This is a genomic window from Acinetobacter sp. AOR01_HL, assembly GCF_027855455.1.
In the GTDB taxonomy this organism is placed as follows: Bacteria; Pseudomonadota; Gammaproteobacteria; order Pseudomonadales; family Moraxellaceae; genus Acinetobacter; species Acinetobacter baumannii.
The window spans coordinates 59,038-80,743 of record NZ_JAKTIM010000035.1 but is presented as its reverse complement, the minus strand read 5'-3'; the positions used below and the strand labels follow the sequence as shown (position 1 = coordinate 80,743).

Below are 21,706 nucleotides of genomic sequence, written 5' to 3'. Positions count from 1 at the left end.
ATGATCTGCCCCCATAAAGTTGGACAGTTAGTTAAGCAGTTTTTATAAACTGGTTTCTATATTGTACAGGGGATAAACCTTGTAGCTTCACCTTGATTCTCTCATGATTATAATAATGAATGTATTCTCGTATCGTTTTCTCTAATTCATCAATTGATTGAAATTTTTCTCCATGAAAGCATTCCGATTTTAATATTCCAAAGAAGCTTTCTATTACAGCATTATCTAAGCAATTTCCTTTACGAGACATACTTTGAATTAAACCATGTTGCTTTAATTGCTGTTGGTAATGAGCCATTTGATATTGCCATCCTTGATCTGAATGGAGAATTGGTTTCTCATGTCGCTTAAGTTTAGCTAAAGCATGAATGAGCATATCTTTCACTAACTCATAATTGAGTTTACGTTGGATTCGGAAGGTAATAATTTCCCCATTAAACAAATCTATAATTGGTGATAAATAAAGTTTTTCACCGTTAACATTAAATTCCGTCACATCAGTTGCCCATTTCTGGTTGGGATGGTTCGCTTTAAATTGCCGTTGCATAATGTTATCAGCCACCGTCCCGACACAACCACTTTTATATGAGCGATATTTCAATGCTCTGATACGTGATTTAATTCCCATGGTTTTCATAAGGCGATATACACATTTATGGTTGATTATTATTCCTGTACTTTTCAGGGCAAGAGTAATTCTACGATAGCCATAGCATCCCTTATGCTTGTGATATATGGACTTAATCTGCTGTTTTAACTCAGTATATTTGTCATTAGAGCGTACAGCTTTCATGTGATAGAAATAAGTACTACGAGCAATCTTTGCAATACTGAGTAAGAGTTTTAATGGATAAATTTGCCTTAATTCTGAAATAACCTGAACAGTGTCTGCAGTACAAAGTGTATTTAAGTACGTTGCTTCAGTTTTAAGGCTTTTAGCTTTTTTAAAAAGGCAACCTCCGCTCGTAAAGCGGTCACTTCATCAATGAGTTCCTGTTGAGATTTATCTTTGTCTTCTTTTATAGGCTTAGTTATTTTGGTTTTATCTTGTTTAACCATATTGGTATAAATCCTCGTAGTATTAAACCCGGCAATCCCTTCTTTATGATACTGAGCGAGCCACCTTCTTAAAATTGACGTCCCGCTCAGATTTAACCGTCTTCTAACTTCTCTTACCGGTATCTTATCAAGAAGCATTTGTACAGCCTTGATTTTAAATTCGGAAGAGTAGTAGGTTTTTTTAGTTTTAACATTCAGGCCATCTTCACCTTGTGCCTTATAGTTTTCAATCCATAAGCGGATGGTTTGGAGATCAACATTAAATTCTTGTGAAAGGATTTTATATCCTTTACTTCCATCTAAATAAGCTTGAATGACTTTTAATTTTAACTCTTTTGAATGCTTCGGAATTGGCATAGGGCACACCTCATAAGTTTAAAAAGTCTAACTTATGGGGTGCAGTTCAGAACGGGAGTGGGACACCCTTGGGTGTGCTGGTTTCTTAGGTATCAGTCTGCTAACCCTCTTTCGTTTCGCCACCATAATAATGAGCAATGAGTGGGCATAACTTCTTTTAACCAAGGAGTCACTCATGACTATTATTCTATATTTTTTAAATTCTTTTATTAAACCTACTTACATTCAACATCTTTCACTCAAGCAGTCATTTCTTAGAGTTCTTTCTCATCCTCTGTTTAAAAGAACTACACACTATAGAGTTCGAAAAATTTTTACTTAATCTTTTTGTGTACCCATCTTGATATACAAGATTGGGGCAGAAGTTTTATGTATTCAAAATCACATAAAGATTAAAACTTCTATCAACATCACTTAACGATAACAACAACCCATGAAGAGTAACAAGAATGTTTTTTCTCTATCGTTTTGTTTTGGTGAGCCTTCTGACAATAGGTGTTTTAAATTTGATGGGGTGCAGGCCAATGAGTAAAAATGAATTTAATACGCGTTGTGTATGGGCCGGACATGACCTTTCAGCGTGTAATTGTATTTATAATTCTTTAGAGCAGCATTATTCACCTCAATTTGTAGAAAGTTTACCAAAATTAAGTTTGCAAAATATTGATGCAAAAATGAACTTTGTAGAAACCATGAATCAAACAATGCAGCAGTGCCAATTGAGTGCGAGCAAACACTAAACTAATTTATAGAGGCATGCTCTACCAAAAAATCCAAGAATGTACGTACGCGATTAGGAACATACTTATCATGGCCAATCCAGACAGCATGAAATTCTTCAGAAGCATGAATATTCCACTCTTCAAGAATTTTGACGAGTTGTTTTTGCTGTAAAGCATTTCGAATCTGGAATTCATTTAGTTGAGCAATACCGGCACATGCCAGTGCCAACTGTAAAATTGCTTCGCCATGGTTTACTTTTAAAACTTTAGAGGGGGTTAGGCTGATTTCCTGAGTTGCTTTTTTAAATAACCAGGTTTTGTTCTGGCGCTGATAACTTACATCTAAAAGCTGATGTTCATGTAGTTCATCTGGATGTTCGGGGCAACCGTACTTTTCAATATATACAGGTGAGCAAACATAGTGTTTATAAGTACTGCCAAGCGATCGGGCCACCAAATTGGAACTTTTCAAAGGTCCTGTTCGAATCGCAACATCAATTCTTTGTTCAACCAAATTAATTACTTCATCACTCAAATGAGCTTCTAATTCAATTTCCGGGTAACGTTGATTAAACAAACTAATACAAGGCAATAAAAAGTGTGTCCAATATGAAAAACTGGTATGGATTCTAATTCGCCCTTTCGGTATATGATTTGCGGTAACCGATTGTTCCAGTTCGTCCAAGTCATTGAGTATTTGAATGCCTTGCTCATAAAACTGGCATCCTTCACTGGTAAGCTGAAACTGACGTGTTGAACGATTGAGTAACCTGACACCCAATCTTTTTTCTAAACGAGAAATTAACTTGCTTACGGCAGACGGCGTCATGTTACATGCTCTTGCTACCGCTGAAAAACTTCCAAGCTCGACCACCCGTATAAAAATTGCCAACTCGCCAGAACGATTGATATCAAAATAAGACATAGCAAAATTTATTTATGAATTATATTCACAAATCTTATTCCGCTTAGACCGCTATAACAAGGCATCAATTTGTTTCAAGATACCTTTAATTCGTTTTAAAGAGTTCTTGAGATGAAACTTTATCAAGCTACCCTATTTTCTTTGGTTTTAATTACGAGCTTTGCACAAGCTGATGTAGAAAACCGCCAATGGATTACCACTTGGTCTGCGAGCCCTCAAAAAGTCTGGAATAAAGACTTCGTTTTTCCAACACTCATTCCAGAGCAAGTATCTAATCAGACTATTAGACAAATGAGCAAAATTAGTTTGGGCGGTGAAGCTGTTCGGCTCGTTTTTACCAATCAATATGGTAAACAGCCACTTTATATCGATCAAACAACGATTGGTTTAGCGAATGCAGTAACTCTAAAATCTAAGAGTACCTATCCCGTTTATTTTTCTGGTCAACTTAAAGCAAGAATTTTACCTGGCAAACAACTCATAAGTGATCCAATTCAGTTGCCTGTACCCGATCATACTCAATTGGTGGTGAATAGCTTTATTCAAAAGCCTACAACGTTTAAAACATTTCATTGGGATGCCAAACAAACCAGTTGGCTGATTAGTGGAAATCAGACAACAAATTTAACTACGCCAACCGATGCCAAAACAACGACGGCACGGTTATTACTGTCTGCAATAGAGGTAAAACCCAAACAAAAGGCTCATGTAGTTGCAGTTGTTGGAGACTCAATTACCGATGGGGCGACTGCAACCTTAGATGCAAATACAAGATGGACCGATTTTTTAGCGAAACGTTTATCTGTACATCGTGTGGCCGTGATTAATAGTGGCATTTCAGGAAATCGATTACTTACCGATGGTATGGGTGATAGCGTTTTAAAACGTTTAAACAGTGAGATATTTCAATATTCAGGAGTTAAAACTTTAATTGTTTTGGTCGGTATCAATGACATTTCATGGCCCGGTACAGCTTTTGCACCTAAACAGCAAATACCCTATTTTGAGGCGCTCACTCAAGGTTATCGACGTGTTGTAAGTGAGGCCCATAAACATAATATTCAGGTGATTGGTGCAACCTTACTTCCGTTCTCTGGTGCTTTGCCTAATACCCCTTTAGATAATTATTATCAACCCAAAAAAGATCAATTACGTCAGCGCATTAACCACTGGATGAGAACCAGTCATACCTTCGATGGTGTGCTTGATCTTGATGAAGGCTTAAAAGATCCAAAACATCCCAATCGATTAAATCCAATTTATGATTCTGGAGATCATTTACATCCTAATGATCGAGGCAATCAGCATATGGCAGAATTGGTAGATTTAGATCAAATTATTAAAAATTAATGATTCCCCCATCAGGTGAAATCTTCACATGATGGGGCTGCTTATTTAAAAATCATAACTCGCTATCATGTTGAAGCGGTTATCAATCCCGTTGCGATTATCGAATGTTTCACGTTCCCCATAAACATATTCGATACCCAAAGTAATCGGCTTATACGGGTTATAAAGTGCATTCACCCAACCTTGCCAAAGCTGTTTGTTTTGGGTGGTACTAGTACGCTGTAATTCGGCAAAACGGTTATCATCTTTAGCCTTCATATAGCCATAGCCTAAAGTCGAGCGAATTTGCGGTGTAAATTGATGAGTGATACCCAAAGAAACCGTGTCAAATTCATTGCTATGCATATTGTTTTGATCGTCTATTGCATAGCCACTGTTACTCCATAGCAAGAAACGTCCATCACCTTTGACATGGTAATAATCGGCTTTAAGTAATGTATCAGGGGTAATTTGATATTTACCGCCCAAGCCTACACCCCACGCCCACTCACTATCATTGTTAGTTCTTTTTTCTGCAACAAAACTACGGCCTGAAAGCATCGAACCATTGGCAAATTTATGATTTAAACGTCCGACTAAAGCAGGTAAACGCATTTTATTATCTGGATCTGTTGCAGCAGTATATTTCGGGTCTTCAACTGATACTGCAAAACTTGTATTTGCCGTTAAGTTATCGCTATAGCGAACAAGCGGTGATCTTAATAATGCACTACCTACAAATGTACCTGCATCAATCGTTTCCGGATAATATTCAGGGGCAATAAATGTCGACCATGTTTGACCAATAAGCCATTTATTAAAAGTTAAATAGGCATGACGTATGCGAAACTGATCACGTGTAGCCGCCCCAAAAAAGTCCATTTCTAACTTTCCGCCTACATCACCAACGGCTGTAGGTGTTTTAAAATTCAATCCGAAGCGGGTCACATACACAGTACTGTGCAACTGGTCTTTCTGTGCAGATTCTTCTGGCGTATTTTCAAGAGGAACGCCACTAATATTGTTATACATCGTAGATGCACCCTTAATTTGATAAGAAGCATCTGCTCGTATATAACCGTATAAGTTAAATTCTGCACCAGATTTAGTTAATGTTTGCTGTATAGGTTGTGGAGCTTGAGTAACTACAGGAGCAGCTTGTTCTACTCTTTTTTGAGCTAAAGATTTTTGAGCCTCCATATTAATTTGTAGCATAGCTCGTAGTTCTTTTATTTCTTGGCGAAGTTGCTCTATTTCAGGGTTTACCTGGTCTGCAAAAGCAGAAGACATAAGCAGAGTCACAGAAACTGCCAACAAGCTTTTTTGAACCGTTGTATTTAAAATTTTCATCATGAAATTTTCCTTTAGACCTTTAAGTAGTCTTAAAAGTCTCGACATCCTTTTTGTTATGTACCTATCTAAAAATAGATCCTTGAAAATTTGCCTTTCTTTCACAAGAAAGACGTTCCCTCATATTTTTTAGATCCACCCTCCCTAGTGCAGCAAAAGCAAATTTTTAATTTTCCATTTTTTATATTCTCTTCCACATTGAGAATATTCGGTTTTAAACCCTTATTTATATTCCCCAATAGTATTATTTTTTTGCCATAAACCCCTGATAAGTCAAAATTTGCGTATATGGCTGTACGCTTTCAAAGCCTGTCTTTTCCAAAAGTTTTATATATCCTTCAGTCGTTAAACTAAAAAAGTCCTCCGCCATACGCTCCAACATTTTTTGACATTGTTCTTCTGTTAACCCTTGAGCCAAACACAAATAATGTAATGCTTGAAGCTGTTGTGGATTTACACAAGTCATGAGGTCATAGGTAAGTAAAAGCGCCTTTTCTTTTAAGCGCTTATAAATATCCTTAAAGAAGGCTGGTTTTATGTCATCTGCAATAAAATGAGCCACAAGAATAGAAAGTGCAGCATCGAAACATGGTTCCAAAGGCAGTGCTGAAGTATCACCATGTACAAAAGTGACTTGGGTAGATTTACCTAAAATCTCAACCTGTTCCTGAGCTTTTTGCAGCATGGTTAAAGATGGATCGACTGCTGTAAATTTCCAGTTTGGATGCCTTTTAAGTAAATATTCGAGTTCATAACCCGTACCACAACCCACAATTAAGACATGAGCATCTGGTGGCAACACCGACTGCAAAATGGCATCCACCTGTTGGTGGATCACTTCATAGCCTGGAATTAATTTACGAATATGCGCATCATATCCTTCGACTACTTTAGGGCTATTAAAGTCTTTTGCCATTTTGCATGTCCTCTATTTAAACCGTATTTCGATTTATCATTTGCTGCACTTTGACCGAGCTTTTGACTTATTTAGTCAAAGACATTTCCCGTTAAATTAAGTTCAGCTCGCATAATTTCCTGCAATTTAAACTTTTGGGCTTTGCCAGAAGCAGTCATTGGAAACTCATTAAAGAATCGGACATAACGCGGCACTTTGTTGTGTGAAATGTGTTCTTTGCAAAATTGGCGGATGCTGTCTTCATCGACTTGGTGATGCTCATGCAGAATAATGCATGCACAAAGTTCTTCACCATATTTCGCATCTGGCAAGCCAATCACCTGTACATCGCTTACGTCTGGATGAGTATATAAAAAGTCTTCAATCTCTTTTGGAAAGAGGTTTTCCCCACCACGGATCACGACATCTTTAATACGGCCTTTAATTTTAATAAAACCGTCTTGATCCATCTCGGCAATGTCACCCGTATGCATCCAGCCAGCCGCATCAATCACTTCACGGGTCTTTTCCTCTTCACCCCAATAACCAGCCATCACTGAATAACCACGGACGCATAGCTCACCCAAAGTCCCTTGCGGAACAATTTGCCCTTCTAAATCGACAATTTTAATTTCAACATGTGGATGGACATGCCCAACTGTGCTTACTCGCTTATCAATCGAATCGTTTACCGAGCTTTGTACACTCACTGGCGAGGTTTCGGTCATGCCATAACAAATGGTGATTTCAGACATATGCATTCGGTCTATAACACGTTGCATAATTTCACGTGGACAAGGACTACCTGCCATAATGCCTGTTCTTAAGCTCGACAGATCAAAATCATTAAACTGTTCATGCTCTAAGGTTGCAATAAACATGGTTGGTACGCCATAAGCTGCCGTACAACGTTCTTGATGAATTGCTTTTAAAGTTTCCAAAGGATTAAATACAGCAGATGGATAGACCATGGTTGCCCCATGCGTCACACACGCCAGATTCCCCATCACCATGCCAAAACAATGGAACAGTGGCACAGAAATACAGACTTTATCTTGGGGGGTTAAACGAATGCCTTCACCGACAAAATAACCATTATTTAAAATATTATGATGGGTTAACATGGTCCCTTTCGGGTTACCTGTTGTACCTGAGGTAAATTGGATATTAATAGTTTCATCAAACTGGAGCTGTCTGGCTAATTGTTTTAATTGTTCTAGCTGTTCAGAAGTTGGTGTAGTTAGTAAATCACTAAAACGATAAATACCTGTATGCTGTTGATTATCAATTTTAATAACAAATTTTAAATGTGGCAGTCGCTCTGAACTGAGCACTTTATCTGTACAGGTGGTTAACTCAGGGGCAATTTTTGTGAGTAATTCTTGGTAATCCGTCGTTTTAAATTGAGAAGCAATAATCAATCCTTTGCATGAGACCTTATTCAACACATATTCAAGCTCATGACTTTTATAAGCTTTATTTAGATTGACTAAAATAATCCCTGCTTTAAAAGCTGCAAACTGCGTAATGGTCCATTCCACACAGTTAGGTGACCAAATCGCTAATCGGTCTCCTTTTTTTAATCCCAATTTTAATAGGCTACAAGCAAAAGCGTTTACTTCATCCTGTAAAGCTTTATAGGTTAATCGTCTGTTTTGATGAAAACTGACAATCGCTTCCTTTTCAGCATATTGCTGACAGGCCTGATCAAATTGTTCACCAATGGTCATACCCAATAAGGGTTGTGTACTTGGTCCCGAGGCGTAGCTTAACCGTTCTTGTTGCATTGAATCATTCTCCTTGATTCTTCTAATTCTCTTCTTACCTAATCTAATTGTTGTTACTGCAACTACTTTTCCAAACTACTTATTTTGTGTTGTTTTATCCTTTATATGCCCTATTTTTTCTGCACAGCATCCACACAAAAGTCAGCAATCTGTTTTGAAAAATAGTCTTTATGCGCATGATCAAACTTTGTATTTTGAGCTGGGTCTAGAGGTTCAACTACCACATAAGTCATAGCACCGACTACACAAAGTGCTGCTGTGTTTAAATCATCCAAGACAAACTCACCACTTGCATTTCCATCCGCAAGTATTTTTTTAATACTTTGTTTAATCAATTGCTTCACACGAAAACGCTCATGTTCAACCGTTGAATCGACGGGTTCAAACATGAGTGAATATGCAAGCTGAGGACTATTGAGTGCCCGTTTTACAAAGGTTGCTACCGCCTTGTGTAATTTCTGCTTTGCCGATAAATCACTTTCGGTAATCGATTCAATCACCAATAGTTCTGTATTAATGGCATCAGACAAAACTTCTATTAGCACTTGGCTTTTATTATCGAAGTAGCGATAAACCAGTCCACTAGATACACCCGCTTGCTCTGCAATTGTTTGTATTTGTGCGTCTTTGAACCCTCCCTCTGAAATTATTTTTCTGGCTGAACTCAAAATCGATTTTCGATTTTGTTCCATCCGCTCTTGCATTAAAGATGATCGTTTATAGCTCATAATTTATTCTCTAACAAATAAAATGAATTGTAAATCATTTTATGAATCTGTATTCACTTTTTCAAAAAATCATTGTATGGTAATTATCAAATACCCACAAAATATTTTATGGACAACAAATATAACCAATAGGATGAAAATATCATGAACCTACGCAGCTTGAATTTCGGTCTAGATGAAACTTTAATTGCGCTTCAAGATTCGGTAGCCGCATTTTGTGCAAAGGAAATTGCACCAATTGCCCAACAAGTTGATCAAGACAACAAATTCCCTGCACATCTCTGGAAAAAATTCGGAGATATGGGCCTTTTAGGTATGACGGTTTCTGAAGAATATGGCGGTGCCAATATGGGTTATTTAGCTCATATTATTGCCATGCAAGAAATTTCCCGTGCTTCGGCAGCCATTGGTCTTTCTTATGGTGCTCATTCTAATTTATGTGTAAACCAAATTAACCGTAACGGTAATGAGCAGCAGAAACAAAAGTATTTACCAAAATTAATTTCCGGTGAATATGTTGGTGCCCTTGCCATGTCTGAGCCAAATGCCGGTTCCGATGTCGTCAGCATGAAATTACGCGCCGAGCAAAAAGGTGATCACTTTGTTTTAAACGGTTCAAAAATGTGGATTACTAACGGCGGTGATGCAGATGTACTGGTCGTTTACGCTAAAACTGACCCGCAAGCTGGCCCGAAAGGCATGACCGCATTCTTGATTGAAAAAGGCATGAAAGGCTTTAGTCACGGCAACCACTTAGACAAACTCGGTATGCGCGGCTCTAACACTTACCCCCTATTCTTTGACAATGTAGAAGTCCCTGCTGAAAACGTACTCGGTGGTGTGGGTAACGGGGTTAAAGTACTCATGAGTGGCTTGGACTATGAACGAGCAGTTTTAAGTGCCGGACCTTTAGGCATTATGGATGCTTGCTTAGATGTCGTTATTCCTTACTTACATCAACGTGAACAGTTTGGTCAGGCTTTAGGTGAATTCCAGCTTATGCAAGGCAAACTTGCCGATATGTATTCAACATGGTTGGCATGTAAAGCTCTCGTTTATGCGGTTGGTGCTGCCTGCGATAAAGCGGATCATGACCGCAGCTTACGTAAAGATGCCGCAAGTGCCATTTTATATGCCGCTGAAAAAGCAACATGGATGGCGGGTGAAGCAATCCAGACTTTAGGTGGCAACGGTTATATCAATGAATTCCCTGCTGGGCGTTTATGGCGCGATGCAAAACTTTATGAAATTGGCGCGGGAACTTCTGAAATTCGCCGCATGCTGATTGGCCGCGAACTTTTCAATGAAACCAAATAATCATTATAAATAAGGACGCATCTTATGAACCAATTACAAAGCAAGATTAATGTTCGAAGCGAAGACTTCAAAACAAACCAGCAAGCCATGCAAACATTGGTCACAGATCTCAAACAAGTTGCCCAGCGTATTGCTTTAGGCGGTGGTGAAAATGCCCGTCAAAAACATTTGGCTCGAGGTAAACTTTTACCCCGTGAACGTATTGATCAACTGATTGATGTCGGCACGGCATTTTTAGAAATTGGTCAATTGGCAGCTTACAACGTTTATGAAGATGATGTTCCTGCTGCGGGTGTGATTGCAGGTATTGGTCAAGTCAACGGCATCACTTGCATGATCGTTGCCAACGATGCAACGGTTAAGGGTGGAACGTATTATCCCCTAACGGTTAAAAAGCATTTACGCGCACAAGAAATTGCTGAACAAAATCACTTGCCTTGTATTTATTTAGTAGATTCAGGCGGTGCCTATTTACCAATGCAAGATGAGGTTTTCCCAGACCGTGATCACTTTGGGCGTATTTTCTATAATCAGGCACGCATGTCCAGCCTAGGTATTGCCCAAATTGCCGTGGTGATGGGTAGCTGTACCGCAGGTGGTGCGTATGTACCAGCGATGTCTGATGAAACGATTATTGTCCGTAATCAAGGTACGATTTTCTTAGGTGGACCTCCTCTGGTAAAAGCTGCAACTGGCGAAGTGGTAAGCAGTGAAGATTTAGGCGGTGGCGATGTACACACACGTCTTTCAGGTGTAGCTGACCACTTAGCTGAAAATGATGAACATGCCATTGCGATTGCACGAAACATTGTTGCGAACTTAAATAAAAAGCCAAATGAGTTAAATAAGCAAATTGATGAACCATTATTTGATGCATCGGAACTCTATGGCGTGGTGCCAAGTGATGCGCGTAAACCTTTCGATGTGCGTGAAGTCATTGCACGTATTGTAGACGGCTCTCGTTTTGACGAGTTTAAAGCCCGCTTTGGCTCAACACTTGTAACGGGTTTCGCTTCTCTCTACGGCATGCCAGTCGGCATTATTGCCAATAACGGAATTTTATTTTCCGAGTCTGCTCAAAAAGGTGCTCACTTTATTGAACTGTGCACACAGCGCAATATTCCATTGTTATTTATACAAAACATCACCGGCTTTATGGTCGGTCGCCAGTATGAAAATGAAGGGATTGCAAAAAACGGCGCTAAACTAGTGATGGCAGTTGCAACCGCAAATGTACCAAAACTTACCCTGATTATTGGTGGTTCGTTTGGCGCAGGCAACTACGGTATGTGCGGCCGTGCTTATTCACCACGCTTTTTATGGACTTGGCCGAACTCACGTATTTCAGTCATGGGCGGCGAACAAGCAGCAAGCGTACTCTCAACTTTAAAACGTGATCAAATTGAGCAAAAAGGTGCCGAGTGGTCAGCGCAAGAAGAAGACGAATTTAAACAACCAATTCGTGAACAATACGAGCGCCAAGGCCATCCATACTATGCTTCTGCCCGCCTTTGGGACGACGGTGTCATTGACCCAGCGCAAACTCGTCAGGTACTTGGTTTAAGCCTTGCTGCGGCCATGAACGCCCCAATCCAGCCAACCAAATTTGGCGTGTTCCGCATGTAAGAGGTGTATATGAGCTATCAATTTTTACAACTCGAACAACAAGGTCAGGTTGCCTATGTTTGGCTGAACCGCCCTGAATTGCACAATGCTTTTAATACGACAGTCATTGAAGAATTGCATACTTGCTTTAAGCAAATTAATACTCGTGATGACATTCGTGTTGTGGTTTTAGCTGGTCGCGGTAAAAGCTTTTCGGCAGGTGCCGACCTCAACTGGATGAAACAGGCAGGTCAGGCATCTTCAGCAGAAAATGAAGCAGATGCATTAAAACTTGCGCAAATGCTTGATGCACTTGCAACACTTAAACAACCGACTATTGCCCGCGTGCATGGCATTGCCTTTGGCGGCGGTATGGGCTTAGCGTCGGCATGTGATATTTGCATTGCCAGCACTGATGCCAAGTTTGCAACCTCTGAAGTTCGTTTAGGTCTTGCTCCATCTACCATTAGTCCCTACGTGATTCGTGCGATTGGTGCAAGACAAGCTTCCCGTTACTTCTTAACTGCCGAGCGGATTTCAGCACGTGAAGCCAAACAAATTGGTTTAGCACACGAAGTAGCAGATGCTGAAGACTTAGATAAAAAAGTTCAAGAAATTATTGATGCTCTATTACTCGGTGGCCCACACGCTCAAGCGGCTTCAAAACAACTCATTCAAATGGTGAGCAACCAGACCATGAGCAATGACTTGCTGCAACAGACAGCACATCATATTGCTCAAGTTCGTCAAGGCAGTGAGGCAAAAGAAGGTCTAAGTGCCTTTTTAAATAAACAACAGCCTGCTTGGGTTTCTAACTCGAATAACAACAATTAAGGACGATCATCATGTTTGAAAAGATTTTAATTGCGAACCGTGGCGAGATTGCCTGCCGCGTAATTCGTACAGCTAAAAAATTAGGTATTAGAACGGTTGCCGTTTACTCAGATGCAGATGCAAATGCCCAACACGTCAAACTTGCAGATGAAGCGGTTTATATTGGTCAGTCCCCTGCAACACAAAGTTATTTACAGGTTGATCGTATTATTCAAGCTGCCATTGATACAGGCAGCCAAGCGGTTCATCCGGGTTACGGCTTCCTTTCTGAAAATGACCAGTTTGCACTCGCTTGCCAACAACACAACATTTGCTTTATTGGGCCACCAGTGGATGCCATTTTAGCGATGGGCTTAAAAGCGACCTCGAAAGCTTTAATGGAAAAAGCAGGTGTCCCTTTAACACCGGGCTATCACGGAACCAACCAAGATGCGGACTTTTTAAAGCAACAGGCAGACCGAATTGGCTATCCTGTTTTAATTAAAGCCAGTGCTGGCGGCGGTGGTAAAGGCATGAGTCTAGTTGAACGCAGTGAAGATTTTCTGCATGCCTTAGCCTCTTGTAAACGTGAAGCCAAATCGAGCTTTGGTAATGATGATGTCTTGATTGAGCGTTATGTGATTCAACCGCGCCATATTGAAGTGCAAGTGTTTGGCGATACACATGGCAACTACGTACATTTGTTTGAACGCGACTGTTCAGTACAACGCCGCCACCAAAAAGTGCTAGAAGAAGCCCCTGCTCCACAAATGCCAAGCGAAAAGCTCGATGCAATGCGCCAAGCTGCAATTGATGCTGCACGAGCGGTAAATTATGTTGGTGCAGGTACGGTCGAGTTTATTGTGGAACAAGACGGTACGGCGTATTTCATGGAAATGAATACCCGTCTACAAGTCGAGCATCCTGTTACTGAAATGATTACAGGTGAAGACTTGGTCGAGTGGCAACTTCGTGTGGCTTATGGCGAACCTTTGCCTAAACTACAAAACGAATTGCAGATTCATGGACATGCGCTTGAAGCACGGATCTACGCTGAAGAACCAGAAAAAGGCTTTTTACCTGCTATTGGTAAAATCGACTATTTGCGCTACCCAACTCAAAACCAATATGTGCGTGTAGACAGCGGTATTGTTGAAGGCGATGAAATCACGACCTATTACGACCCGATGATAGCTAAACTTATTGTATGGGGTAAAAACCGTGAAGCTGCACTTATTCAAATGCAAAATGCTTTAAGCCAATTCCATGTCGATGGTTTAGGCAACAATATTGCCTTTCTGGAAAAGATTGTTCGTAGCGAATCGTTTAAACAAGCCAAGCTTGATACCAACCTGATTCAACGTGAACAAAACTTCTTGTTTAGCCCTGAAGAGATCAAACCGGAACTGGTGGTAGCAGCGGCATTTATTGAGTTTTTAAGCCAACTTAATAACAACAGTTCAAGCCAAAAACAGCTTTGGCAGGCTCAACCGCTTTGGCGTTTAAATATTGCCTATCAGCACAGTATTAAACTGAACTATTTAAACCAAAATATTCAAATTAAATTTGCCTCAAATGAAGATGGCTTCACCGCAGAATATAATGGGCAAAGCTACCCAATTTCAGGTCAATTGCTTGATGCACATACTGCCTCTGTTCAAATTGGTGAGACTCAGCAAAAGCTACCTTTTAACCAAAGTCAGCAAGGCATTACCTTGTTCCAAAATGGTCAAAGCTATAAGTTTGCTTATATCCGCCAAGACTTTAATCAGGCAGATAGCCAAGCCGATGAAGGTCACTTAAAAGCCCCAATGCCGGGTGTGGTCACTCAAGTGCTAGTCAGTGCAAATCATAGCGTGAAGAAAGACGATATTTTAATGACGCTTGAAGCAATGAAAATGGAATATACCATCCGCGCCCCTAAAGACGGCGTGATTGTAGACTCCTATTTCCAAGTGGGCGATCAGGTCAAAGCTGGCGATGAGCTTGTGGAATTTCAGCCTGCTCAGGAGGAAGTTGCATGAGTGAATTTGTCAAAATCGTGGAGGTCGGTCCCAGAGACGGCCTCCAAAATGAAAAGCAGGCTTTAACTGTCGAACAACGCTTAAACTTTATTAATGACCTAATCAGTGCAGGCCTAAAATCCATTGAAGTCGGTTCATGCGTTTCGGCAAAATGGGTACCGCAAATGGCCCAAAGTGACGAGCTATTTAAGCTGTTACCCCAAACAACCGATGTGCAATTTAGCCTGCTTACTCCAAATATTAAAGGTTTTGAAACTGCTCAAGCGGTAGGATGCAAAGAGGTTGCGGTGTTTACCGCAGCTTCTGAAAGTTTTACCCGTAAAAATATCAACTGTTCAATCGACGAAAGCTTTGAAAAGTTTAGCGATGTCATGAACGCAGCAAAAGCACATAACATCCGTGTACGCGGTTATGTCTCTTGTATTGTCGATTGTCCCTATGAAGGCGCAATTGCACCTGAGCAAGTGGTGAAAGTGGTTAAACGACTCTATGACATGGGCTGCTATGAAGTGTCTTTAGGTGAAACCATTGGCACCGCAACACCAGATCGCGTTCAAAAGGTATGGCAAGCCTGTCTTGCTGAACTCGACAGCAAGGTTTTAGCTGGGCATTTCCACAACACCTATGGCATGGCTATTGCCAATATTTATCAGTCTTTACAGCAAGGCATTCGTGTTTTTGACTCGTCTCTTGCAGGACTTGGCGGTTGCCCTTATGCCAAAGGCGCCTCTGGCAATGTATCAACCGAAGATTTGTTTTATTTGCTGTCACACATGGGTTTTGAAACTGGCATTAATTTAGAGAAGCTGATGCAAGCCAGCCAAAATATTAGCAATGTATTAAACCGAAAAAGCTTGTCGAATTATGCAAATGCGTATTGGCAAACCAAGTGTGCATAGTCATAAATTAAAATAGCTCAGCATCTGGTATAAAGCTGAATATTAGGCCAAGTACCAGATCATCCTATCTCATCTTTATTTCATTCTGTTCAGGAATTGGGATTCAATCCCTCATGCAATTTTTTTTAAATTTATCGTTCATCTCTGTATTAAATGCCTCTTTAAAAGAAGCATTTTCTACCCTATTTTTATTCTAATCCGTATTATTCTTCATCCTTTTTCAATTGTAATCCTTAAAAAATTTATCTCATTATTTATAAAAATAAGATGCATCCATTTCAATTCTTGGAGAAATATATTCTTCTACCCAATCCAGCCATGCGCGTGTTTTAGCATCAATAAAATGGCGTGAAGGCAATAAGGTATAAACTCCAATATCGGGCGAACGCCACTCAGGCAAGATATGACATAATCTTCCATTTTGAACCGCGTCTAAAGCCGAAAACATCGGCAATAACGCGACCCCCATATCCTGTTGCACCACATCTAACAATAACTCAGGGTTATCTGCAATGAGTTGCCCTCCAATGTCGATTTGACAAGACTCACCATTGGCATTTAACAAATGCCAATCTGGCGTAATAGACGGGTTTACCAAGCGTAAACAGGCATGATTTTTTAAGTCTTCTGGAGACTTAGGAACGCCATGTTTTTCTAGGTACGCAGGTGAAGCACATAAAACAGAAAAAATAGTGCCAATTCTGCGTGCAACAAAACGAGAGTCTGTTAATGATTCAGTGAGATAAAGACTGACATCCACCCCTTTTGCTAACAGGTCTGGAACGTATTGTGAGGTCGTATATTCCACGGTTAATTCGGGATAATGCTTACAAAACTCGGCCATGACAGGGAAAACATAATGATGCCCAAAGCTTCCCATACTTAATACACGTAAACGACCTTTAGGTTTAGAGGCCGTTCCGGTGACTTCTGCCTCTGCTTCATCCACCATTGAAATAACTTGCCGACAACGCTCTGCATAAGTTGCACCAATATCAGTCAGTGCCTGCTGGCGCGTTGAGCGTTGTATTAATTTTGTACCTAAGCGTGTTTCTAGCTCGCTGATAAGACGTGAAACCTGTGCTGTGGTCAGATCCATCTGCTCAGCTGCTGCTGTGAAACTCCCGCTATCAATCACTTTCAGGAATGCATGCATTGCATGCAAAAGTCCACCATCGAGATTTTTGCGCATAACGTAAATATCTTTTCCTAAATTACGGATTGTTGCACCAGTTTAGATCAACCACAATGACTAAATGTACATACATTGGCACTAATTCTTTTTTAAGAAGAGGAACCGATCTTTTTTATTTCGTATGTCACTTGCTCCAAATATTCAACTGGATGTTGAAAAAAGAAAGTAGTCCGAGCTACTAAAAATTCTAAGGAGATATAAATGAATATAGCTACAAAAGTCACTCCAAATATTATTGCAACAAAGGATGTGTCACTTGAAGATAAATATGTAAGTGATAACGGTACAGCATTTATGACCGGCATTCAGGCACTTGTTCGGTTGCCTCTTGCCCAAACTCGCCGTGACGCGATCAATGGTTATCATACTGCTGGTTTTATTTCTGGTTATCGTGGCTCCCCTATTGGTAACTATGATAATTTCCTTTGGCAAGTTGAAGGATTACTTAAATCCCATAATGTCGTATTTCAACCTGGTGTAAACGAAGACTTGGCTGCTACCGCAATCTGGGGTACACAACAAGCAAATCTTTCAGGTCAAGGCAAATATGATGGAGTGTCTTCATGGTGGTATGGTAAAGGCCCGGGTGTTGACCGTTCAGGCGATGTACTCCGCCATGCTAACTTAGCTGGTACCTCTGAACGTGGTGGTGTTGTTGCTTTATTCGGTGATGACCACTCATGTAAATCTTCTACAGTTCCCCACCAGTCTGAACATGTCATGATTGGTTGTGGTATTCCAATTTTCTACCCAACATCCGTTCAACAAATTTTAGACTTTGGTGTTCACGCCATCGCAGTTTCACGTTTTTCTGGTCTTTGGACTTCCATGAAGCTAGTCAGTGAAATTGTAGAAACTTCCGCTTCAGTTCATGTCGACTTAGACCGTGTCACTCCTGTTATACCAGAAGATGTTAATTTCCCAGAGGGTGGCGTTAACATTCGTTGGCCAGATCATGGCATCCAACAAGAAGAACGTCTTTATAAATATCGCTTACCTGCTGTTTTGGCCTATGCCCGTGCGAATAAAATCAATACCGTAACATGGCCTTGTGAAAATGCCCGTATTGGTATTGCTGCAAGTGGTAAAGGTTATTTAGATACCATTGAAGCCCTACGTATTTTAGGAATTGAAGATGAAACAGCCCAACAGCTTGGGCTACGTGTTTATCAAGTTGGTCTAATCTGGCCTTTAGAACCACAAGGTATTCGTGAATTCGCCAAAGGTTTAGAAGAGTTGATCGTTATTGAAGAAAAACGTCCAATTCTTGAAACACAAATTAAAGATGAGCTTTACTCACTGCCTGATGACCAACGTCCTCGTGTCATTGGTAAAGCAACTGACGGCAAAGGTGAATGGAGTACCTCTATTGAAGAAGCACCGCTCATTGGTCACTATGAGTACCAGCCTGAACCGATTGCAAAAATGTTGGCTGCTCGCTTCTTAAAACTAGATATTCCAGAAAGCTTAAAAGTACAAATTCAAAGCAGAATCGACCTCCTACTAAAAGCAGAGCAAGAATCAAAACGTGTTATTGACCTTGCTGAACGTAAACCTTATTTCTGCAGTGGTTGCCCACATAACTCATCAACCGTCGTTCCTGAAGGTAGCCGTGCATTAGGTGGGATTGGTTGCCACTATATTGCTGTTTCGCTTGACCGTGGTACGGAAACATTCTCTCAAATGGGTGGTGAAGGTGTAAGCTGGGTCGGTGCATCGCCTTTTACCAATGAAAAACACATTTTTGCTAACCTTGGTGATGGGACTTACTTCCACTCAGGTTACTTGGCAATTCGTCAATCTATCGCTGCAAAAACTAATATCACCTATAAAATTCTCTACAACGACGCAGTCGCTATGACAGGCGGTCAGCATGTAGATGGTCATTTGAGCGTTGCACAATTAACTCGTCAGCTCGATGCCGAAGGTATTAAAAAACAAGTCATTGTGACTGATGAAATCAAACTGTTAAATGAAGAAGACGGTATTGCACCAGGTGTAGAAATTCGCCACCGTAATGAACTTGACGCAGTTCAACGTGAGCTACGTGAAATTTCAGGTGTAACTGCTTTAATTTATGTACAAACCTGTGCCAGTGAAAAACGCCGTCGCCGTAAACGCGATGCTTACCCTGACCCAGCTGAACGTTTATTCATTAATACCGATATTTGCGAAGGCTGTGGCGACTGTTCTAAAAAATCAAACTGTTTATCTATTGAGCCAGTAGAAACAGCTTTAGGCACTAAACGTCAAATTAACCAAAGTAGTTGTAATAAGGACTTCACTTGTGCTGAAGGGTTCTGCCCAAGCTTTGTGACTGTTCATACACGTGATATGAAACGTCCTGCTAAATTTGAAGGTATTAGCGCAGGATGGCCAACGTCCCCAATTATTCCTCAGTTATATGATGTTCCAAGTCGCATTATGGTCGGTGGTATTGGTGGTACGGGTGTTGTGACTATCGGTGCACTTCTTGGTATGGCAGCTCACCTAGAAGGCAAAGCAACACGTGTTATGGATATGGCAGGTCTTGCGCAAAAAGGTGGTACGGTATATTCATACGTACAACTTGCAGCAAGTGATGAGCAAATTTCTTCAACCAAAATTCCAGCAGGTCAATGTGAATTACTCATTGGTGCAGATGCGGTAGTTGCTGGTAGTGGTGCAGCCCTTTCGCGCTTAAAAGAAGATGCTCTAGTCATTGTGAATGAAGACAGCACTCCTACTTCTGAGTTTATTAAATCTCGTGACTGGTATGCGCCTATTACCGATTTAATTGATCGTCTTCGTGGTCGTGTTCGTCAAGGTCAACTGGTTTCTCTACCAGCGGCTCGCATTGCCACACTACTCTTGGGTGATTCAATCTATACCAACCAGTTATTACTCGGTATGGCATGGCAATCTGGTCGCATTCCGCTATTACGTGAAAGCATTGAAAAAGCAATTCGCCTAAATGGTACGGCTGTTGAAAAGAACATCGAAGCTTTCCGCGTGGGTTGTCATCTTGCAAGTGACCCGACTTTAGCTGCTCGTTTACTTGCAGCAATGCCAAAAACTAAAACTCCGCAAACTTTGGCTGAACTTGTTGAAGACCGTTCTGCTCGTCTAACAGACTACTGGAATGAAGCTTATGCAGCTAAATACCGCACACTTGTAGAATTGGCAGCTAAAAAGTTACCAGAAGAGTTAACAGGTACGATTGCAACTCAGCTTTATAGAGTTATGGCTTATAAAGATGAATATGAAGTTGCACGTCTACTAACAGGTAAAAGCTTCAAAGAATCGATCGAAACCCAATTCGGTAAAGGCTTACGTTTAACGTATCATCTTGCTCCGCCAGCGTTACTTGGTGGTCTGAAAAATATCCGTAAACGTGCGTTTGGTTACTGGATGCGTTTTCCAATGATGATGCTTGCTCGCTTACAATGGCTTCGTGAAACTTTCCTTGACCCATTTGCACGTCAAGAAGAACGTCAACACGAACAAGCTTGGCGTGACCGTTATATCGCATTTGTTGAAGCACTTGTTGAAGCACCAGACAATCATAACTTGGCAGTTGCTGAACAAATTGCAAAATTACCGGCAGAAGTTCGTGGTTATGGGCATATCAAAATGAAAGCAATGGACGCTGCAAAACAACGTTGGGATGAACTTACCCCAACACTGCTAAAAGTCCGTAACTAAAAATTAAATCTCAAAATAAAAAAGTCATCCTTAGGGATGACTTTTTTATTGGCTCAAAAATTTATTTAGTCATTTTACGTAAAGTCAAAATCTGCTCGCTTCGTCCAAATGGGCCATATACATCATGTAAAACTGCACTGGTTAAACCAATACCATCCGAACCATATTGCTGAACGGTTTCCAAACCTAGCCATTTCCCTTGCGGATAACGATGCATGTGGATTTGTAAATCAAGATTTGGAAAGCCCCAAGTAAATTCTCCTTCTTGTCTTGGAACAATGCCGTTTGCCGCATCTACCATGCCAATTAAATGCGCAAAATCTGTGGTCGGCTGCCCTTCAACCATTTCTTTATCATTGTTTAGCCAAACAATGCCTTTGCCCGCGCGATGCTGATCATCTGTTTTAGTGACTAATGTCTGGATAAAACCACCCGGCCATCTTTTCATGCCCGACCATTCAGTAAAGGTATCGGGATGATGAATTGGTTGATCTTCAAGCCCCGCAATCTCGGAACTGTCTTGAGTGCACATGCGCCATGCTCTAGCCACAATACAAGTTTTACCTTGCGCTTGTAGTTCTGCTTCAATCAATTCAATCGTTTTACCGGCACGAATCACATGAGTCTTAATCGTAAATTCACCAAATGCAATTAATCCAAAAATATCAAAACTAATTCGGCCAATTCGCATATCTTGTCGCGGTGAAAATTGCTCTAACTCAGCTGCGATTACGCCACTTGCAGGCGCCATATGCTGTTCATGAGGGTTCCAAGCACCTTGCGCATGAACAGTTGAGCAATAATGAGCAATCACTTCACCTTGAGGACCAATTGTTCTATTCAGTAATTGATAATAAGCATTCATGATTTTCTTTCCTTAGTCCTTATACAACTTCAATATTTGATGAAAATTCACGTTTTAATGCTTATGTTAACCCTCTATTTCATTGGCTCAACTGGTTTTTCCTACCAAAAACTGATGAGTCTAAAATTACAAATTTAATCACTAGGTAAAAT

Annotated in this window: 17 protein-coding genes; 8 read left to right on the top strand and 9 right to left on the bottom strand. The window is 40.6% G+C overall.

The features are described from left to right. Positions 1 to 31 precede the first annotated feature (31 nt). Both MKL62_RS10605 and MKL62_RS10600 read right to left on the bottom strand, forming a co-directional pair. A complete protein-coding gene (locus MKL62_RS10605) occupies positions 32 to 874 on the bottom strand; it encodes an IS3 family transposase (RefSeq protein WP_223673390.1) in 843 nt (280 codons plus the stop codon). A gap of 32 nt (positions 875 to 906) precedes the next feature. Then, positions 907 to 1,416, bottom strand: coding sequence for a helix-turn-helix domain-containing protein (locus MKL62_RS10600; protein ID WP_001122273.1), 510 nt, complete (start codon positions 1,414 to 1,416; stop codon positions 907 to 909). A 449-nt stretch (positions 1,417 to 1,865) separates the two neighbouring features. Between MKL62_RS10600 and MKL62_RS10595 the strand changes: the two genes are divergently transcribed. Beyond that, positions 1,866 to 2,156 (top strand): hypothetical protein, encoded by a 291-nt coding sequence (locus tag MKL62_RS10595; RefSeq protein WP_001984002.1) that lies wholly within the window; start codon positions 1,866 to 1,868, stop codon positions 2,154 to 2,156. Between the two features lies 1 nt (position 2,157). On the opposite strand, the gene MKL62_RS10590 is transcribed toward MKL62_RS10595, so the two are convergent. Further along, positions 2,158 to 3,063 carry a LysR family transcriptional regulator gene (locus MKL62_RS10590; protein ID WP_030423648.1) on the bottom strand — a complete coding sequence of 302 codons (906 nt, stop codon included), beginning with the start codon at positions 3,061 to 3,063 and terminating at the stop codon, positions 2,158 to 2,160. A gap of 111 nt (positions 3,064 to 3,174) precedes the next feature. On the opposite strand from MKL62_RS10590, the gene MKL62_RS10585 reads away from it, so the two are divergent. After that, positions 3,175 to 4,413 (top strand): SGNH/GDSL hydrolase family protein, encoded by a 1,239-nt coding sequence (locus MKL62_RS10585; RefSeq protein ID WP_030423647.1) that lies wholly within the window; start codon positions 3,175 to 3,177, stop codon positions 4,411 to 4,413. Positions 4,414 to 4,458: 45 nt separating this feature from the next. Here MKL62_RS10585 and MKL62_RS10580 read toward each other — a convergent pair whose 3' ends face one another. From MKL62_RS10580 to MKL62_RS10565, 4 genes are all read right to left on the bottom strand, one after another. Then, the gene (locus MKL62_RS10580) at positions 4,459 to 5,742 is read right to left on the bottom strand and encodes a DcaP family trimeric outer membrane transporter (RefSeq protein ID WP_109850625.1); all 1,284 of its coding nucleotides are present in this window, start codon (positions 5,740 to 5,742) and stop codon (positions 4,459 to 4,461) included. A 244-nt stretch (positions 5,743 to 5,986) separates the two neighbouring features. Beyond that, positions 5,987 to 6,658, bottom strand: a complete 672-nt coding sequence (locus tag MKL62_RS10575) for a class I SAM-dependent methyltransferase (RefSeq protein WP_005128909.1) — start codon at positions 6,656 to 6,658, stop codon at positions 5,987 to 5,989. Positions 6,659 to 6,729: 71 nt separating this feature from the next. Then, positions 6,730 to 8,424, bottom strand: a complete 1,695-nt coding sequence (locus MKL62_RS10570; RefSeq protein ID WP_005128910.1) for an AMP-binding protein — start codon at positions 8,422 to 8,424, stop codon at positions 6,730 to 6,732. A 110-nt stretch (positions 8,425 to 8,534) separates the two neighbouring features. Continuing rightward, positions 8,535 to 9,152, bottom strand: a complete 618-nt coding sequence (locus MKL62_RS10565; RefSeq protein WP_000120692.1) for a TetR/AcrR family transcriptional regulator — start codon at positions 9,150 to 9,152, stop codon at positions 8,535 to 8,537. A gap of 144 nt (positions 9,153 to 9,296) precedes the next feature. Here MKL62_RS10565 and MKL62_RS10560 point away from each other — a divergent pair, with 144 nt between their 5' ends. The 5 genes from MKL62_RS10560 to MKL62_RS10540 are packed head-to-tail and all read left to right on the top strand — an operon-like array spanning position 9,297 to position 15,810. Beyond that, on the top strand, positions 9,297 to 10,469 hold the full coding sequence (locus MKL62_RS10560; RefSeq protein ID WP_001053639.1) for an isovaleryl-CoA dehydrogenase: 1,173 nt from the start codon (positions 9,297 to 9,299) through the stop codon (positions 10,467 to 10,469). Positions 10,470 to 10,493: 24 nt separating this feature from the next. Beyond that, positions 10,494 to 12,095 carry a carboxyl transferase domain-containing protein gene (locus MKL62_RS10555; protein WP_001072763.1) on the top strand — a complete coding sequence of 534 codons (1,602 nt, stop codon included), beginning with the start codon at positions 10,494 to 10,496 and terminating at the stop codon, positions 12,093 to 12,095. Between the two features lie 9 nt (positions 12,096 to 12,104). Then, a complete protein-coding gene (locus tag MKL62_RS10550) occupies positions 12,105 to 12,908 on the top strand; it encodes an enoyl-CoA hydratase/isomerase family protein (RefSeq protein ID WP_000121724.1) in 804 nt (267 codons plus the stop codon). An 11-nt stretch (positions 12,909 to 12,919) separates the two neighbouring features. Continuing rightward, a complete protein-coding gene (locus MKL62_RS10545; RefSeq protein WP_005128911.1) occupies positions 12,920 to 14,911 on the top strand; it encodes an acetyl/propionyl/methylcrotonyl-CoA carboxylase subunit alpha in 1,992 nt (663 codons plus the stop codon). Next, the gene (locus tag MKL62_RS10540) at positions 14,908 to 15,810 is read left to right on the top strand and encodes a hydroxymethylglutaryl-CoA lyase (protein ID WP_001288905.1); all 903 of its coding nucleotides are present in this window, start codon (positions 14,908 to 14,910) and stop codon (positions 15,808 to 15,810) included. The genes MKL62_RS10545 and MKL62_RS10540 overlap by 4 nt, the downstream gene beginning before the upstream one ends. Before the next feature lie 250 nt (positions 15,811 to 16,060). Here the strand turns inward: MKL62_RS10540 and MKL62_RS10535 are convergent, their stop codons facing one another. Beyond that, positions 16,061 to 17,002, bottom strand: coding sequence for a LysR family transcriptional regulator (locus tag MKL62_RS10535; RefSeq protein ID WP_001230724.1), 942 nt, complete (start codon positions 17,000 to 17,002; stop codon positions 16,061 to 16,063). A 204-nt stretch (positions 17,003 to 17,206) separates the two neighbouring features. Here MKL62_RS10535 and MKL62_RS10530 point away from each other — a divergent pair, with 204 nt between their 5' ends. Further along, positions 17,207 to 20,689 (top strand): indolepyruvate ferredoxin oxidoreductase family protein, encoded by a 3,483-nt coding sequence (locus MKL62_RS10530; protein ID WP_004738795.1) that lies wholly within the window; start codon positions 17,207 to 17,209, stop codon positions 20,687 to 20,689. A gap of 61 nt (positions 20,690 to 20,750) precedes the next feature. Here MKL62_RS10530 and MKL62_RS10525 read toward each other — a convergent pair whose 3' ends face one another. Next, a complete protein-coding gene (locus MKL62_RS10525) occupies positions 20,751 to 21,554 on the bottom strand; it encodes a thioesterase family protein (RefSeq protein WP_005128914.1) in 804 nt (267 codons plus the stop codon). Between the last annotated feature and the right edge of the window lie 152 nt (positions 21,555 to 21,706).

Excerpts from the sequence above, each read along its gene's own strand:
- MKL62_RS10590 (WP_030423648.1), bottom strand. The coding sequence starts at position 3,063 with ATGTCTTATTTTGATATCAATCGTTCTGGCGAGTTGGCAATTTTTATA.
- MKL62_RS10585 (WP_030423647.1), top strand. The coding sequence starts at position 3,175 with ATGAAACTTTATCAAGCTACCCTATTTTCTTTGGTTTTAATTACGAGC.
- MKL62_RS10530 (WP_004738795.1), top strand. The coding sequence starts at position 17,207 with ATGAATATAGCTACAAAAGTCACTCCAAATATTATTGCAACAAAGGAT.
- MKL62_RS10600 (WP_001122273.1), bottom strand. The coding sequence starts at position 1,416 with ATGCCAATTCCGAAGCATTCAAAAGAGTTAAAATTAAAAGTCATTCAA.
- MKL62_RS10565 (WP_000120692.1), bottom strand. The coding sequence starts at position 9,152 with ATGAGCTATAAACGATCATCTTTAATGCAAGAGCGGATGGAACAAAAT.
- MKL62_RS10535 (WP_001230724.1), bottom strand. The coding sequence starts at position 17,002 with ATGCGCAAAAATCTCGATGGTGGACTTTTGCATGCAATGCATGCATTC.
- MKL62_RS10570 (WP_005128910.1), bottom strand. The coding sequence starts at position 8,424 with ATGCAACAAGAACGGTTAAGCTACGCCTCGGGACCAAGTACACAACCC.
- MKL62_RS10555 (WP_001072763.1), top strand. The coding sequence starts at position 10,494 with ATGAACCAATTACAAAGCAAGATTAATGTTCGAAGCGAAGACTTCAAA.
- MKL62_RS10525 (WP_005128914.1), bottom strand. The coding sequence starts at position 21,554 with ATGAATGCTTATTATCAATTACTGAATAGAACAATTGGTCCTCAAGGT.
- MKL62_RS10575 (WP_005128909.1), bottom strand. The coding sequence starts at position 6,658 with ATGGCAAAAGACTTTAATAGCCCTAAAGTAGTCGAAGGATATGATGCG.
- MKL62_RS10560 (WP_001053639.1), top strand. The coding sequence starts at position 9,297 with ATGAACCTACGCAGCTTGAATTTCGGTCTAGATGAAACTTTAATTGCG.
- MKL62_RS10595 (WP_001984002.1), top strand. The coding sequence starts at position 1,866 with ATGTTTTTTCTCTATCGTTTTGTTTTGGTGAGCCTTCTGACAATAGGT.
- MKL62_RS10580 (WP_109850625.1), bottom strand. The coding sequence starts at position 5,742 with ATGAAAATTTTAAATACAACGGTTCAAAAAAGCTTGTTGGCAGTTTCT.
- MKL62_RS10545 (WP_005128911.1), top strand. The coding sequence starts at position 12,920 with ATGTTTGAAAAGATTTTAATTGCGAACCGTGGCGAGATTGCCTGCCGC.
- MKL62_RS10540 (WP_001288905.1), top strand. The coding sequence starts at position 14,908 with ATGAGTGAATTTGTCAAAATCGTGGAGGTCGGTCCCAGAGACGGCCTC.
- MKL62_RS10550 (WP_000121724.1), top strand. The coding sequence starts at position 12,105 with ATGAGCTATCAATTTTTACAACTCGAACAACAAGGTCAGGTTGCCTAT.